Below are 14,372 nucleotides of genomic sequence, written 5' to 3'. Positions count from 1 at the left end.
CAGAGTAGGAACTGACAGTGTTTAAGAAAAAAGCATGGTTAATTTTCCAAATTGCTGTTGGCATTGCTGGAATAGGAATGCTAGCTCTACTGGTTACGAATTCCATAGTTAGACTAGGACAAAACATTCCGCAGCAAAACTTACTCTTGGATTATACAATTGGGCTGTTGTGGTCTATCACTTTAGGGGCAAGTATTCTCGTTTGGCCTATTCCTAATAAAGATAAACCTGCGCTCTTAAGTCTTTGGCTAGTTAAGTCGCTAGTCACTTTAGGCTTCATGTTGGTGTTTGAGGCTTACTATTCTACCTTAGATAGTTATTATTATTTTGATACTCCGAGGCAACCTGACTTTATCTGGACTGGATTTAAGATTACAGACGGAACAGGAAATATTCTGAGACTAGTGTGGCTGCACAATCAGCTTCTGCCACAGTCCTACCATGCTCTTAAGGTCAGTTTTGCCATGACAGGTTTAGTGGCAATCTATATTTTCTACCGAGCTGTAGTAATTTTTCTAAAAAGAGAAGAAATATCGATTCTGTATGTACTGGCTCTTTTTCCCTCTATCTTATTCTGGACATCAATTATCGGAAAAGAACCGATGGCTCTTCTAGGAATAGGACTTTACACTTATGGAATGATTGGGTGGTATCGACGCAAGCAATCGTGCTACTTGTGGGTGTTAGCAGTTGGGGTCGCGATCGCTACATACATTCGCTTTTGGATAAGCCCAATTCTGCTGATACCAGTTACAGTGATTTTAATGCTATGTAGACAAAGCACCTTCACTAAAATAATCCTGACAATTGTAGTAGGGATTGGCATCGGCTTTGCGATCAATCGAATTCAAAATGTTTTTGAAATCGCCTCTCTTCAAGACTTGTTGGTTTCTCTGAATACCTTATCTCGTCTCTGGAACTATGGAGGTTCTGCCCAAGTAATTAGCACAGATTTTACCCAGATCGATCAACTGATTACCTTTATTCCTTTTGGAGCGTTTACAGCTTTATTTCGTCCTCTACCGGGAGAAGTTTTGAATCCATTCGGTTTGTTGGCTGGCTTAGAAAACCTGCTGCTGTTATTCCTGTTGTGTCTTGCAGCTTTAAGGACTCGTAGGAAAGATTTCAAAAACCCTATTGTCCTTTGGGCTACTCTACTGGTACTGACTTGGGCAACTGTTTATAGCTTCATCTCTTTCCAAAATTTAGGGGCAGCAGTACGCTTCAAATTGCAAATATTACCAATTCTGCTTGGTCTGTTACTTTATCTTGGAAGGCGTCGGTCAATTGTCCCTAGTTATCAGTCCTCTATAAGTCACAAATGAAAGCAGTTGATAAAGCCCCGAAGCGAATAGCGTTTATTATCACTGGACTAAATACAGGTGGAGCAGAAATGATGCTCTACAAGCTGCTGTCTCGTATCAACCGGGAGCAATTTGATTCTGTAGTGATTTCTCTGATGGATCGGGGGACAGTTGGCGATCGCATCAGAAGTCTAGGCATCCCTATCCACACTATTGGTATGAAATCGGGAAAGCCTACACCAGCATCCATTTTGCAGTTGATTAGCCTTGTTCGTAAACTCCAGCCCGATATAATTCAGGGTTGGATGACTCACGGTAATCTGGCTTCACAATTAGCTAGCACTTTTATAGGAAAAAAGGTACCTGTTCTCTGGAATGTTCGTCACTCTACTCTATCAAAAATTGATGAGAGAGCTGGAACTCTTTTGATTATTAAACTCCTTTCGTACTTATCCCACTTACCAATAAAAATTATTTATAACTCTAAAACAGGAGCAGAAGAACATAAAAGAATTGGTTATAGTTCAGACAAAGCTTACATTATTCCTAATGGATTTGATACATGCTTATTTGCTCCATCGGTAGAAGCCAGAAGCAAAATTAGACTAGAGTTAGGTGTTGCTAAAGATACATTTTTAATCGGTCTCATTGGACGTTTTAATCCAATGAAAGACCACTCTAGTTTTCTCAAGGCTGCAAAAAAAATAATACAAAAAGAACCTTACGTAAATTTTGTAATGGCTGGAAAAGCTGTTGATAAAAATAATCAAATTTTGCAGAACCTAATCTTGGAACTAAACCTTTCAAAGCAAGTTCACTTACTGGGGGAACGAACAGACATTCCCTTCCTAACTGCTGCTTTGGACATTGCTACTAATTCTTCTTTTTATGGCGAAGGCTTCCCCAATGTGATTGGAGAGGCGATGTCGTGTGAAGTACCATGTGTTGTTACAGATGTAGGAGATTCTGCTTGGATTGTAGGAAATACAGGACAAGTTGTACCGCCACAAAACTCAGAAGCTTTATGTGCTGGTTGGCTAAAATTCATTGATATGGGAGTTGAAGCGCGGCGCGATCTAGGTGTCAGAGCAAGGCAGCGAATTGAAGAGTTATTTTCATTAGACCAGATTGTTCAAAACTATGAACAGCTTTATCAGGAGGTGATTTATGGAGAACAATATTGACCTAGAAGTTGTTGAAGCATTTGGCGATGAATGGACTAGATTCGATCAATCTCAGCTATCCGAATCAGACCAGATAGAAATGTTTAACTCCTATTTTAGGATTTTCCCTTGGTCGAAACTACCTAATAATGCTGTTGGTTTCGATCTGGGCTGCGGTAGTGGTCGTTGGGCGAAGTTAGTTGCACCAAGAGTAGGTCGATTAGACTGTATAGATCCTAGTACTGCTGCCTTAGAGGTTGCTAAAAAAAATTTATCTAGCTACCAAAACTGTCAGTTTCACTTAGCAAGCGTTGACTCAATTCCCCTAAAAGATGAATCTGCTGATTTTGGATATGCTTTGGGAGTATTACACCATATTCCCAATACCGAAACAGGAATTAAATGCTGTGTATCTAAGTTAAAAAAAGGCGCTCCATTTCTTCTCTACTTGTACTATAGATTTGACAATAGATCTTGGTGGTTTAGGCAAATTTGGCAAGCTAGTGAAATGGGTCGCTTTTTTATTTCTAGATTGCCTTATGCTATCCGTTACTTTCTCAGTCAAATCATCGCTCTGATCGTTTATCTGCCACTTGCCAGAACGGCATTAATTTTGGAGAAGTTGGGATTTGATGTTGATGCTATTCCTCTTTCGTTTTATAGGCATCGTAGTTTTTATGTAATGCGAACGGATGCTTTAGATCGGTTTGGGACAAAGTTAGAGAAACGCTTCACAAAAACTGAAATATCTCAGATGATGGAGCGGGCTGGATTAGAAAATCTTGTCTTTAGTGATCGCGCTCCCTATTGGTGTGCAGTAGGTTACAGAAAATAAATGTGTGGCATAGTCGGCTTCTGGGACAACTCTCAACAGCTCAATACTGACCAACTTGTACCAATGGTGCAACGGATGTCAGATACACTACTCCATCGGGGTCCAGATGATGGTGGCACCTGGGTGGATGCAGAAGCGGGAATTGCTTTAGGTCATCGGCGACTTGCCATTGTAGACCTCTCTCCAGAAGGACATCAACCGATGGTGTCTGCTGAGGGTCGCTATGTCATTGTCTTTAATGGCGAGATTTATAACTTCGTAGAACTCCGCCGCCAGTTGGAACAACTCGGACATCGATTTCGGGGTCATTCCGATACAGAAGTGATGCTGGCAGCATTTAGCCAGTGGGGGTTAGATGCAGCAGTTAGAAGCTTCAATGGAATGTTTGCCTTTGCCTTATGGGATAGGCAAGAGCGAGTTTTGCATTTAGGGCGCGATCGCTTGGGAGAAAAACCTCTCTACTATAGTTGGTTCGGTCAAACCTTTCTCTTTGCCTCAGAACTGAAAGCTCTGAGAGCTTATCCCAACTTCAACCCCGAAATCAATCGCAACGCTTTAGCTCTCTACCTGCGTAATAACTACATCCCAGCACCTTACTCGATTTACCAAGACGTTTATAAGCTACCACCAGCCTGTATCTTGACAGTACAACCTGGGGGAAACACAACCCAACCTATACCCTATTGGTCTGCACAATCCATTGCTGAAGCAGGTATTGCTCAACCCTTTACTGGTTCAGAAACAGATGCGATCGCTCAACTTGACGCCCTCTTACGAGAGGCTGTCAATTTACGCATGGTAGCCGATGTGCCACTGGGAGCCTTTTTATCCGGTGGCATCGATTCCTCGACTGTCGTCGCGCTAATGCAGGCTCAAAGTAATCAGCCAGTCAAAACCTTCAGTATTGGCTTCTACGAAGACAGTTACAACGAAGCCAAGTATGCCAAAGCTGTTGCCCAACACTTGGGAACCGACCACACAGAATTCTACGTCACTCCGGCTGAAGCGATCGCGGTCATTCCCAAATTGCCTACCCTTTATGACGAACCCTTTGCTGACTCCTCCCAAATTCCGACTTTCCTAGTTGCCCAACTTGCCAGACAGCACGTTACGGTTAGTCTTTCCGGAGATGCAGGAGATGAACTGTTTGCCGGTTATAACCGTTACTTTTGGGGGCGTCGCATTTGGCAGCAGATCGGTTGGATACCCTACCCCTTGCGAAATGCTGCCGCTAGTGCTTTGACCATGCGATCGCCTCAAGCATGGAACCAAACCTTGACTAGCCTTCAGCCACTGTTACCAACTTCCTTCAAACAACAAAACCCCGGTGATAAGCTGCACAAACTGGCAGAAGTTTTAGCCCTTGAAAGTCCAGAAGCAATGTACAAGGGTTTGGTTTCCCATTGGAAAGAACCAGAAGCCGTTGTACTGGGTAGTTCTGAACCGCTCACAGCTTTAACGAATCCCCAAGGCTGGGCAAACTTGCCAGATTTTACTCAGCGCATGATGTATCTCGATACTGTCAGCTATCTACCTGATGATATTTTGGTCAAAGTGGATAGAGCCACAATGGGGGTTAGCTTAGAAGCCCGTGTTCCGCTGTTAGATCACCGTGTTGTGGAATTGGCTTGGCAGATTCCCCTATCTATGAAAATTCGTGATGGTCAAGGTAAATGGCTGCTGCGCCAAGTTTTGTACAAGTATGTGCCGCCAAATTTAATCGAACGTCCCAAGATGGGTTTTGGTGTTCCCATTGATGCTTGGTTGCGTGACAAGCTGCGAGACTGGGCAGAAGACTTGATCGACGAACGGCGTCTGCGGCAGGAAGGGTTTTTCAATCCTCAACCGATTCGCCAGAAGTGGGCAGAACATCTTGCAGGCGATCGCAACTGGCAGTACTATCTCTGGGATGTACTCATGTTCCAGGCATGGCTAGATGAACGTAAAGATTTTTAACTACTAAAAACACAAACAAAATTATGCTCGTCAAGCAATTCCTTCCTTGGTGGAGTAAAATCGCCGCTAAATTGTTGCTATCTCGTTTACCAATTAAGTACCAGTTTTGGAAGAAATTAGCATTATTTGAACATGGCTATATGGATCGGCCTAGTTATGCTTATGAGGTATTCAAACAACACTTTGACCGAGTTGAAGGCTTAAAAGAAGGATTTGTAAGCTTAGAACTCGGACCGGGTGACTCTCTTGTTTCAGCTATGCTCAGTCGAGCTTTTGGTTGCTCTGCCTCATATCTTGTCGATGTCGGAGCATTTGCCAATAGAGATTTGCAGCTATATCGAAATATGTCAAGTTTTCTGGCGGACAAAGGGCTACCAACCATTAGGGCAGATAAGTTCAAGTCTATAGAAGAGATGCTTGTTGCTTGTGGTGCAGATTACAAAACTTCGGGGTTGTTATCGCTGCGAGAGATTCCCGAACAATCGGTAGATTTTATATGGTCTAGTGCCGTTCTCGAACATATTAGACGGGCAGATTTTCTTGAGACTATGCGAGAACTGCGTCGGATAATTCGGAGCAGTGGAGTATGTTCGCACCAAATAGACTTGAGAGACCATTTAGGCGGAGCGCTCAACAATCTTAGATTTTCTGAGAAAACTTGGGAATCTGATTTTATGGCACAATCTGGTTTTTATACAAACAGGATTCGTTACTCAGAAATGCTTGTTCTGTTTCAAAAAGCGGGCTTTAGTGTAGAGGTTATGCACGTCAATCGGTGGAATAGTCCGCCAACGCCAAAAGAAAAATTGCATAAAATCTTTCAAAATCTTCCTGAAGAAGAACTTTGTGTCTTAGACTTTAGTGTAATATTAAAACCTGTGTAATGATTTTCAAAAAAGTAATTATTGTTTAACTTATCAAAAATAAAAAAACATCATAAAATTTGAATGAATTCAATGAAAATTTTACATGTTTGTGCAGTTGGATTTACGGTTAAAAATCTCCTAAAGCCTCAAATTAATTACTTCCTATCCAAAGGTCTTTCGGTTGAAGTTGCTTGTTCTCCTGGGTTAGAAGTTGAGCAACTACAACAACAGGGATACATCATCCACACAATTCAGACTGAGCGGCGAATTGACCCCGTTTCTAATCTATCAAGCGTCTATCAGTTAGCACAACTGATGCGAGAACGTCACTATGATCTAGTCCACGTTCATACCCCAATTGCTGCTGTTTTAGGTCGTATTGCGGCTAAACTTGCTGGCGTCAAGCGTATTATATACACAGCACATGGCTTTCCCTTTCACGATCAGTCCTCAAAAAGCCAATATCGCTTTTACTTTAATGTCGAGAAATTCAGCGCCCTGTTGACTGACTTAATTCTGAGTCAGAGTTATGAAGATGTTATTAAAGCTCAGAAATCTGGACTCTGTCCTCCTGAGAAAATACGTTACCTTGGCAACGGCGTAGATATTGATCGCTTTAACCGTGATCGCCTCAACACTGCTGAACAAGCTCAACTACGTGCATCCTTGGGTATCCCCAATACAGCGAATTTGATTGTTGGCACAATTGGACGCCTAACTCGTAAAAAAGGCAGTGAATACCTTATTGAAGCTGCTGCGAAACTATTAACTCAGTTCCCCAACCTTCATATTTTGGTAATTGGGGGTCAGCTGAACACAGACCCTGAGCCATTTCAACTAGAACTAGTTGAACGAATTCAAAAACTCGGAATTGAAAACCATGTCACACTCACAGGTTACCGCGAAGACACGCCAGAACTTTTGGGCTTACTAGACATCTTCACACTGCCCACTTTTACTCATGAAGGACTACCCCGCTCTATCTTGGAAGCGATGTCGATGAGTTTGCCTGTTGTCGCGACAGATATTCGAGGTTGTCGAGAAGCAATTGTCCATGAAGAAACTGGCTTAATTATCCCCCCTCAAAACAGTGAAAAGTTAGCAGAGGCTTTATCAAAGCTGCTATCGAACCAGGATCTGCGACAAGCTTATGGTAAAGCTGGACGCAAGCGTGTTGAAGCTGAATATGATGAGCGTATTGTCTTTGAGCGTCTGCAAACTGCTTATAAAGATTTGGATGTATGGCCAAAATAAACGTAGTACTCACAGGTGGAACAGGTTTAACAGGGACTCTGCTCCTCAACCATCTGGCTAACACTAGCCCTGGTACAGAGATTCATTGCCTCGTGCGTCCTACTAGCGATCGCACCCCTCTACAACATCTCAACCTCAATCTCAGCTACTTGACTGGAGATAGTTCAACCAGCGAAACCTGGGATGAAATTCTATCTCAGTACACACCCGAAACGATTATTCACATCGCCTCAATTCGCCATATTCCTGTTATTCTCAACAGCCTGAAAACAGCTAGGCAGAATCCCCAATTAATAGTAGTCGGTACCACGGGCGTTTATTCCAAATACAATCAATATTCTCAGGATTACAAAGGCATTGAAGAGCAGCTAGCTCAGTATCCAGGTTCCCACTGTCTCCTGCGTCCGACCATGATTTATGGTTCCCACCGCGACAAGAACCTACACAAACTGATTAAATTTTGCGATCGCTACGGCTTTTTTCCTGTTTTTGGTTCAGGTCATTGCCTTGTACAACCCATTCATGCCGATGACTTAGCCAAAGCAATTCTTGCGGTTTGGCAGCGCCCAGCCATTCACGGGACATATGACCTTTCTGGTGGTAGCATTGTCACATTCCGAGAGCTTCTAGCTATTGTGGAGAAACATCTGGGCAAACCAGTACGTCCTATCTACTTTCCTCTAAACGCGGGAGTCTGGGCGGCGACCCTTGCGGAGAAAATTCTTGGGGCTAAATCACCCGTGCGACGGGAACAAATTCTTCGCCTGCAAGAAGACAAAGCTTATCCTCATGAGGCGGCTCAACACGACCTAGACTTTTTTCCCCGTTCGCTTGAAACTGGACTCCAGCAAGAAGTAGAACTGCTGCGAAGCGAAGGAATTATTTAGTGTGAGTGTGAGTGTGACCTGAACCATGAATTTTGCCGTTTTTTTGCTTGCGATTGCCAGCTTTGTGCTTAGCATCCTTTGTGTTGGCTTTATCAAACAACGCTTCAGCCAAAAGTTACTCGATATCCCTAATCATCGCAGTTCCCATACACAACCGACTCCTTGTGGGGGTGGCTTGGGCTTTATCATCGCCTTTGCCATTACCGGAACAATGGCTTCCGTCCTAACCCACTATTTTCCCCAACTTTTACCTAGCCAACTCACGACTCCAAATTTCGGCTTTCTTTGGCTTATCCTGATTCCCCTAGCCGTTATTGGCATCATTGACGACCAGCGTGGTGTTCCAGCTAGTATTCGGTATTTGGTTCAGCTTACAGTGGCTGGAATAGCGATCGCTTATTTTGGCTCGTTTCCCCTACCTTGGCTCACTCCCTTCGGTTTAGTGGGTCAAATTACAGCAGTTGCGCTCACCCTGATCGGCATGACTGCCCTGATCAACTTCTACAACTTCATGGACGGTCTAGATGGTCTTGTAGCAGGTGTCACTGCCGTACAATTTGCTTTTTTGGGGTATTACCTCAATCAACCCCTGTTCTGGCTTTTGGCAGCCGCCTTGCTGGGCTTTCTGTGGTGGAATTGGTCTCCTGCCAAAATCTTTATGGGTGATGCTGGCAGCACCGTTTTAGGCGCTAGTATCGCGATCGCTTTACTCAATACAAACCACAACCCAATCCAAGCTTGGTCAGCCCTAGCCGTTACTTTACCCTTGCTTGGCGATGCCATGTATACCCTCATCCGTCGTCTGAGGCATGGCGAAAATATCTTCAAAGCCCATCGCAGCCATCTTTACCAACGCCTCCAACAAGCGGGTTGGTCTCATGCTCAAGTGGCAAGTACCTATATGGTGGCTACAGGTATTGTCATTTTAGCGATTATCAATTTTGGCCTGATCGGTAGCGGGTTAAGCGCGATTGGAGTAGTCGTGGGAATTGCAATCGGCGAAAAATATTTGCGCTCACATCGTGTTCCTACTCGTTCATCAAAAATAGAACCATTGCCCAGCGCTTATAGCTTGTCCGAAAAGTAAGCTTAAGAGAGGGAAAACCTCAGCTCAACACTGATGTCCAGGAGATTTTTCTGGATGTTGGCTGGGAACATCCCATTTGTCAGTTAGGATTAATACTTTCAACTGATACTTTTAACCGCGACATTTGAGACAAGCTCAGACATCGAGTACAACATTCTGTTCCTGAACATCAGACAGAAAGGTGGTATCCCACAACGCCTTGAGGAAAATCCCCAAGGCTCCATTAAAATCGCGAGGGATTTGGTGTCCACACTCTGGACATTTAAACATTTTCGCACCCCCTAGTTTGCGATGAACATGACCGCATTTAGTGCAAGTCTTTGAGGTATATTCTTCAGTTACTCGCACCAACTTGGAGCCGTATCGATTACACAAGTGTTCAAGAGTTTGAGAGAACTGATAAAAAGCCCACGTTATCATTGCTCTAGCGGTTTTGTTCTTCAGCTTTCGCCTTTTACGAACAACCATTTGGGATGTTTCAAACGTGGGGAAAAATATAACATCATAGTTCTTTGCCAAATAGGATGCGACTTGTTTGTGTAGCTCAGAGCGAAGGTTTTTAATCTTAGTTCTGAGATGAGCCATTGCTATTTTGAGACAATACCGTAGTCTCTTGAAGCTACGACCCTTGGCTTGATCATGCCGAGATTTCATCTTATCGAGATGAGAACATAGTTTAGCTATTCTGGCGAAGTCATTATTACCAAACTCCTTAAACTCATTACCATCAAAGCCTGTCACAAATGTTCTTACTCCAGGGTCAAGAGCAATAAGCTTTTGTGTTTGAGTAACATCAGCACCGTCTTCTACTTCTACAGGGAAATGGGCAAACCATCTTCCTTTGTTGTAAGTTAGCTCGGTTGCACCATCAGTGAGAATGCAGAAATTATGTCCGGCAAATTCTGGGACAGGAAATTGCTTGGTCGCTGAAACCATCCAATGACCGTTCTTGTAAGTTGTCGGGTCAAACTGGAGGGTTAACTTTTGGTCTCGAACACTACGGAATCTGGCTATTTTTAATCCGGCTTGAGGATGAACCTTTCTCGACTTACCTTTCCCTATGAAGTTTGGACATTTATCGGTTTGAGACCATGCTACATAAGCTTCCATAGATGCATTGTCTAATAGCTTTGATATTCCTAGCTCTTTACACCAGCCAGCGATTAATCCTGAAGCTTTTAAGAACTTCTTGAATCCCATCTTTCCCCCTAATTTCCCACCTTTTTCTTTAAGAGGTTTTGGGAACTTTTGATGTTCGTTAAGATAGGCGATGCTCACGTTATAGACTTTGCGAACAGCCGCTACCCATTGCTTCCAAATCTTTTCAAGGGCTTTTACTGGGTATACTCGATAGCTCACGGTCTTCAGTGATTTGCTTTTTGTACTTTCTGAGTCCGTACAGTCTACAACTGAATACATGGATGATTGCGAGGATGTCCTCAACCATCTCTCGTTCTGGGCTAAGGTGCGATTGGTTGAGAACCAGTAATTCACATTTTTGTCTTTCGCACAACCATGCGACAAGATCGAACCCAAATCTACAAAGTCGGTCTTTGTGGGCAACGACAACCAATCCGACATCATTTGAGAGAATTCGTTCCAATAAGGATAAAAAGCCTTTTCTTCTGTAGTTGAGTCCGCTCCCGATGTCTTGGATAATTTTGGCGTTTGGGTAGTGAGACTGTAGAAAGTCAATCTGTGTAAGCAAGTCATTTTTTTGAGAGCGGCTTGAAACTCTCGCATATATGATGCTGATTCTTTCGGTATCTCCAGCAGGGATAATTGAATCCAGGTCGTATCGTCGTTGCCCTCCTGGAGTGATGAACGCCTTGATTTTTCCTGCTTCAAGCCATCTTTCGAGCGTTTTGGTGCTGACTCCCAATCGGGCAGCAGCGACTCTTGGTGGTACATGATTTTTGTTGTTCGACATCTTGGATGCCTTGACTATTATTTACCCTTGTATATCCAAAATGTCAGTAAATGTCGAGGTATGTCTGGATTGTCTTCGTCCTAGATCAAACTCCCCCATTTATTGTAAAGCCCCTGATTCCGCTACACTGTGGAATGGTTCATCGTAACGGAAACGATAATGGAGATCGGGCAAAAAGTAAAAGTCTATCGCCTGAGAGATCGGGTGTCTCCGGCGACTGTGAGTAAACTAGGGAAAGTCGGCACCATCCAAGAATTCAAAATGACGGATGGTAGCGGCGTTGGTGTTGTTGTTAAATTTGACGACAACTACACAACCTGGTTTTTTGAAGACGAACTCAAACCCGTAGACAACTAAACAATGTCCCTGATCCTTACCTTCTTGGGCAAAGGCGGCACCGGTCGCACGACAATTGCGATCGCAGCCGCCAAAAAGCTGTCCAGCCTCGGTCAACGTGTCCTTTTAGTCGGACAAGACCCAGGTCCCGCCTTCGGGCTTTTACTGGGAGTCGCCACCAGTCCCGACCCTCAGGAAATTGGCGCTAACCTCAAAGTCGTACAGTTACACAGTACATTGCTGTTGGAACGGGCTTGGGAAGAGGTCAAAAACTTAGAAGCGCAATATTTGCGATCGCCCACTCTGAAAAATGTCTTTGGTCAAGAACTGGGCATTTTACCGGGGATGGACACGGCCTTGGCGCTGAACGCGATTCGGGAGTATGACAAAAGCGGTCACTATGATGTGATCATCTACGACGGCAGTGGTGACCAAGCCACCCTGCGGATGCTGGGAATGCCAGAGGTTTTAAGCTGGTACATCCGTCGATTCCGGAAAGTCGTAGAAGATTCCGACGTTTGGAAATCCTTATCCCCCTTCGTCCAACCCGTCACCAGTGCTGTCCTAAATGTGTCCTGGACGGGAGAGAGTTTTGCTAAAGAACCCACCCAGCAGGCGAATACAATACTCGAACAGGGAACAGCCGCGATCGCTGACCCCAATCGTGTTGCTGCCTACTTAGTCACCAGTGGTGATACAGCAGCCCTTGCCACTGCCAAATACCTTTGGGGCAGTTCTCAACAAGTCGGTTTAACCGTCGGTGGTGTGCTACTCAACCAAATCCCGGCAACGGAACCATTAGCGGCTGAATTTGCACCTTTGGGCATCAGCGCCCTTCCCAAACTATCCTCTGGCGATGAGTGGGAACCCTTAATCGACGCCCTGCCCGATTTCAAACAAGCCACACAGGTACCCCGACCTATTACCATAGATACCTCTACTCGTCAAGTCCAATTGTTCCTGCCTAGTTTTGACAAAAAGCAGGTCAAACTCACCCAATACGGCCCAGAAGTCACCATTGAAGCCGGTGACCAACGGCGTAATATCGTGCTGCCCCCACAATTAAGGGGTCAATCGGTCAAGGGTGCTAAATTCCAAAACAATTATTTGACAATATCGTTTTAGTGAAGGACGAATGGCGAATGACAAGTGACAACTCCGCCGAACGTAGCGCCAAAACTCGGCAGCTACTGGGGATGAAAGGTGCTGCCCCAGGTGAAACCTCGATTTGGAAAATTCGCCTCCAGTTAATGAAGCCGATTACCTGGATTCCTCTAATCTGGGGAGTTGTCTGTGGTGCGGCTTCTTCGGGTGGATATAGCTGGACACTGGAAGACATTCTCAAGGCGGCTGCCTGTATGTTGCTTTCCGGGCCTCTGATGGCGGGTTATACCCAAACCCTGAATGACTTTTATGACCGCGAAATCGACGCGATTAATGAACCTTATCGCCCTATCCCTTCCGGTGCCATTTCTATCCCCCAGGTTATCACCCAGATTTTAGTACTCCTATTTTCGGGTGTTGGGATAGCTTACCTCTTAGACCTTTGGGCGGGTCATGAATTTCCGAACCTCACCTGTTTAACCTTGGGCGGTGCTTTTATTGCTTACATTTACTCGGCCCCACCCCTGAAACTGAAAAAGAACGGCTGGCTGGGAAATTATGCCCTCGGTTCGAGTTACATTGCCCTACCCTGGTGGGCGGGTCATGCGTTGTTCGGTCAACTCAATTGGACAATTGTCGTTTTGACCTTGTTCTATAGCCTTGCGGGATTAGGAATTGCTGTCGTTAATGACTTTAAGAGTGTAGAAGGCGATCGCCAACTGGGTTTAAAATCACTGCCTGTCATGTTCGGTATTGGCACAGCCGCTTGGATTTGTGTCCTGATGATTGATATATTCCAAGCGGGAATTGCGGGTTATTTAATTAGCATCCACCAAAATCTCTATGCGGCAATTTTGTTGTTGTTAATTATTCCTCAAATCACGTTTCAGGACATGTATTTTCTCCGCGATCCCTTAAAAAATGATGTGAAGTATCAAGCGAGTGCTCAACCTTTTTTAGTGTTGGGAATGTTAGTTGCCGGTTTAGCGCTTGGTCATGCTGCCATCTAGGGATTTGAACAACAGAAGAGAAGAGAGAGGAGGAAAAAGAAGCTGGGATTCAACCGCCTTATTATCTCCCCTCTCTCCCCTAGGATTAGACCAAGGTCACTCTAGCCTTCTCCTCGCCGCCTCAAGACCAGCTTGGTAGCCTCGATCGTAACCCTCTTTGTAGCCTCGATCGTAGGTGTCTTTGCAATTATTTCCGGTAGAACCACTAGCCGTTTTGCAATTTTGGAGACTAGAAAAAGGAATATAAGCCACTCCACCGCTACCTGGAAGGCTGGTTTTATACTTTGCCCACTCCTGACTAGTACCGGATTGGTCTCGCGAGGTACCTATTACCCGTATCTCTGTACCGTCTGGGGCGAAACCGAGTACTCTTGAACTTAAAGAGGGACTAGCATAAATAGCCGCTTTCAATTCCTTGAGGGTTGTACCCACGGGATATCCTTTTACATAGCAAATTTGGTTACCAAAAGCTGGCGCAGTAAAAACAGTAATCACCACGAAAACAGACACCATTAGGGCTAATATTTTCTGCCACCATTTGATATGTTTCATGGGAAACTCCTCTCGACAGGCATCGAGGATGTTGAATCGTCTGCGTTCAATACCAACATGAAGAGTGGCTGGGTTCTAGCTACTGGAA

At 44.6% G+C, this 14,372-nt stretch carries 14 protein-coding genes; 11 read left to right on the top strand and 3 right to left on the bottom strand.

Annotation, left to right across the window (positions count from 1 at the left end):
* Nucleotides 1–17: 17 nt before the first annotated feature.
* The 8 genes from MIC7113_RS25275 to MIC7113_RS25240 all read left to right on the top strand — a co-directional run bounded on the left by MIC7113_RS25275 (nt 18) and on the right by MIC7113_RS25240 (nt 9,352).
* Entirely contained in the window at nt 18–1,325 is a 1,308-nt protein-coding gene (locus MIC7113_RS25275; protein ID WP_015185040.1) for a hypothetical protein, read from the top strand.
* A complete protein-coding gene (locus MIC7113_RS25270) occupies nt 1,322–2,488 on the top strand; it encodes a glycosyltransferase family 4 protein (RefSeq protein WP_015185039.1) in 1,167 nt (388 codons plus the stop codon). Before MIC7113_RS25275 ends, MIC7113_RS25270 begins: the two co-directional genes overlap by 4 nt.
* Nucleotides 2,472–3,302, top strand: a complete 831-nt coding sequence (locus tag MIC7113_RS25265; RefSeq protein ID WP_015185038.1) for a class I SAM-dependent methyltransferase — start codon at nt 2,472–2,474, stop codon at nt 3,300–3,302. Before MIC7113_RS25270 ends, MIC7113_RS25265 begins: the two co-directional genes overlap by 17 nt.
* Nucleotides 3,303–5,258, top strand: coding sequence for an asparagine synthase (glutamine-hydrolyzing) (gene asnB, locus MIC7113_RS25260; RefSeq protein WP_015185037.1), 1,956 nt, complete (start codon nt 3,303–3,305; stop codon nt 5,256–5,258).
* 23 nt (nt 5,259–5,281) lie between these two features.
* Nucleotides 5,282–6,142, top strand: a complete 861-nt coding sequence (locus MIC7113_RS25255) for a class I SAM-dependent methyltransferase (RefSeq protein ID WP_015185036.1) — start codon at nt 5,282–5,284, stop codon at nt 6,140–6,142.
* Nucleotides 6,143–6,214: 72 nt separating this feature from the next.
* Nucleotides 6,215–7,378, top strand: coding sequence for a glycosyltransferase family 4 protein (locus tag MIC7113_RS25250; protein WP_015185035.1), 1,164 nt, complete (start codon nt 6,215–6,217; stop codon nt 7,376–7,378).
* Nucleotides 7,366–8,265 (top strand): NAD-dependent epimerase/dehydratase family protein, encoded by a 900-nt coding sequence (locus tag MIC7113_RS25245; RefSeq protein WP_015185034.1) that lies wholly within the window; start codon nt 7,366–7,368, stop codon nt 8,263–8,265. Before MIC7113_RS25250 ends, MIC7113_RS25245 begins: the two co-directional genes overlap by 13 nt.
* A 25-nt stretch (nt 8,266–8,290) precedes the next feature.
* Nucleotides 8,291–9,352 carry an MraY family glycosyltransferase gene (locus MIC7113_RS25240; RefSeq protein ID WP_015185033.1) on the top strand — a complete coding sequence of 354 codons (1,062 nt, stop codon included), beginning with the start codon at nt 8,291–8,293 and terminating at the stop codon, nt 9,350–9,352.
* A 135-nt stretch (nt 9,353–9,487) separates the two neighbouring features.
* Here the strand turns inward: MIC7113_RS25240 and MIC7113_RS25235 are convergent, their stop codons facing one another.
* Both MIC7113_RS25235 and MIC7113_RS35060 read right to left on the bottom strand, forming a co-directional pair.
* A complete protein-coding gene (locus MIC7113_RS25235) occupies nt 9,488–10,711 on the bottom strand; it encodes an RNA-guided endonuclease InsQ/TnpB family protein (protein WP_041780216.1) in 1,224 nt (407 codons plus the stop codon).
* Entirely contained in the window at nt 10,677–11,282 is a 606-nt protein-coding gene (locus MIC7113_RS35060; RefSeq protein ID WP_041780215.1) for an IS607 family transposase, read from the bottom strand. Before MIC7113_RS35060 ends, MIC7113_RS25235 begins: the two co-directional genes overlap by 35 nt.
* Before the next feature lie 159 nt (nt 11,283–11,441).
* Between MIC7113_RS35060 and petP the strand changes: the two genes are divergently transcribed.
* From petP to chlG, 3 genes are read left to right on the top strand one after another with little or no spacing between them, the layout of a single operon-like run.
* Nucleotides 11,442–11,639, top strand: a complete 198-nt coding sequence (gene petP, locus MIC7113_RS25225) for a cytochrome b6f subunit PetP (RefSeq protein ID WP_015185031.1) — start codon at nt 11,442–11,444, stop codon at nt 11,637–11,639.
* A 3-nt stretch (nt 11,640–11,642) separates the two neighbouring features.
* A complete protein-coding gene (locus tag MIC7113_RS25220) occupies nt 11,643–12,743 on the top strand; it encodes a Get3/ArsA fold putative tail anchor-mediating ATPase NosAFP (protein ID WP_015185030.1) in 1,101 nt (366 codons plus the stop codon).
* Between the two features lie 17 nt (nt 12,744–12,760).
* The gene (gene chlG, locus MIC7113_RS25215) at nt 12,761–13,732 is read left to right on the top strand and encodes a chlorophyll synthase ChlG (RefSeq protein ID WP_015185029.1); all 972 of its coding nucleotides are present in this window, start codon (nt 12,761–12,763) and stop codon (nt 13,730–13,732) included.
* Nucleotides 13,733–13,828: 96 nt separating this feature from the next.
* On the opposite strand, the gene MIC7113_RS25210 is transcribed toward chlG, so the two are convergent.
* A complete protein-coding gene (locus tag MIC7113_RS25210; protein WP_015185028.1) occupies nt 13,829–14,284 on the bottom strand; it encodes a hypothetical protein in 456 nt (151 codons plus the stop codon).
* Nucleotides 14,285–14,372: the final 88 nt, after the last annotated feature.

Origin of the sequence: Allocoleopsis franciscana PCC 7113 (assembly GCF_000317515.1) — a bacterium.
Classification (GTDB): Bacteria; Cyanobacteriota; Cyanobacteriia; order Cyanobacteriales; family Coleofasciculaceae; genus Allocoleopsis; species Allocoleopsis franciscana.
This window is presented reverse-complemented; position numbering and strand designations above follow the sequence as displayed.

Bases quoted from the DNA above. Each gene is read 5' to 3' on its own strand.
- MIC7113_RS25210 (WP_015185028.1), bottom strand. From the start codon at position 14,284: ATGAAACATATCAAATGGTGGCAGAAAATATTAGCCCTAATGGTGTCT.
- petP (WP_015185031.1), top strand. From the start codon at position 11,442: ATGGAGATCGGGCAAAAAGTAAAAGTCTATCGCCTGAGAGATCGGGTG.
- MIC7113_RS25270 (WP_015185039.1), top strand. From the start codon at position 1,322: ATGAAAGCAGTTGATAAAGCCCCGAAGCGAATAGCGTTTATTATCACT.
- MIC7113_RS25245 (WP_015185034.1), top strand. From the start codon at position 7,366: ATGGCCAAAATAAACGTAGTACTCACAGGTGGAACAGGTTTAACAGGG.
- MIC7113_RS25265 (WP_015185038.1), top strand. From the start codon at position 2,472: ATGGAGAACAATATTGACCTAGAAGTTGTTGAAGCATTTGGCGATGAA.
- MIC7113_RS35060 (WP_041780215.1), bottom strand. From the start codon at position 11,282: ATGTCGAACAACAAAAATCATGTACCACCAAGAGTCGCTGCTGCCCGA.
- MIC7113_RS25220 (WP_015185030.1), top strand. From the start codon at position 11,643: ATGTCCCTGATCCTTACCTTCTTGGGCAAAGGCGGCACCGGTCGCACG.
- asnB (WP_015185037.1), top strand. From the start codon at position 3,303: ATGTGTGGCATAGTCGGCTTCTGGGACAACTCTCAACAGCTCAATACT.
- MIC7113_RS25255 (WP_015185036.1), top strand. From the start codon at position 5,282: ATGCTCGTCAAGCAATTCCTTCCTTGGTGGAGTAAAATCGCCGCTAAA.
- chlG (WP_015185029.1), top strand. From the start codon at position 12,761: ATGACAAGTGACAACTCCGCCGAACGTAGCGCCAAAACTCGGCAGCTA.
- MIC7113_RS25240 (WP_015185033.1), top strand. From the start codon at position 8,291: ATGAATTTTGCCGTTTTTTTGCTTGCGATTGCCAGCTTTGTGCTTAGC.
- MIC7113_RS25250 (WP_015185035.1), top strand. From the start codon at position 6,215: ATGAAAATTTTACATGTTTGTGCAGTTGGATTTACGGTTAAAAATCTC.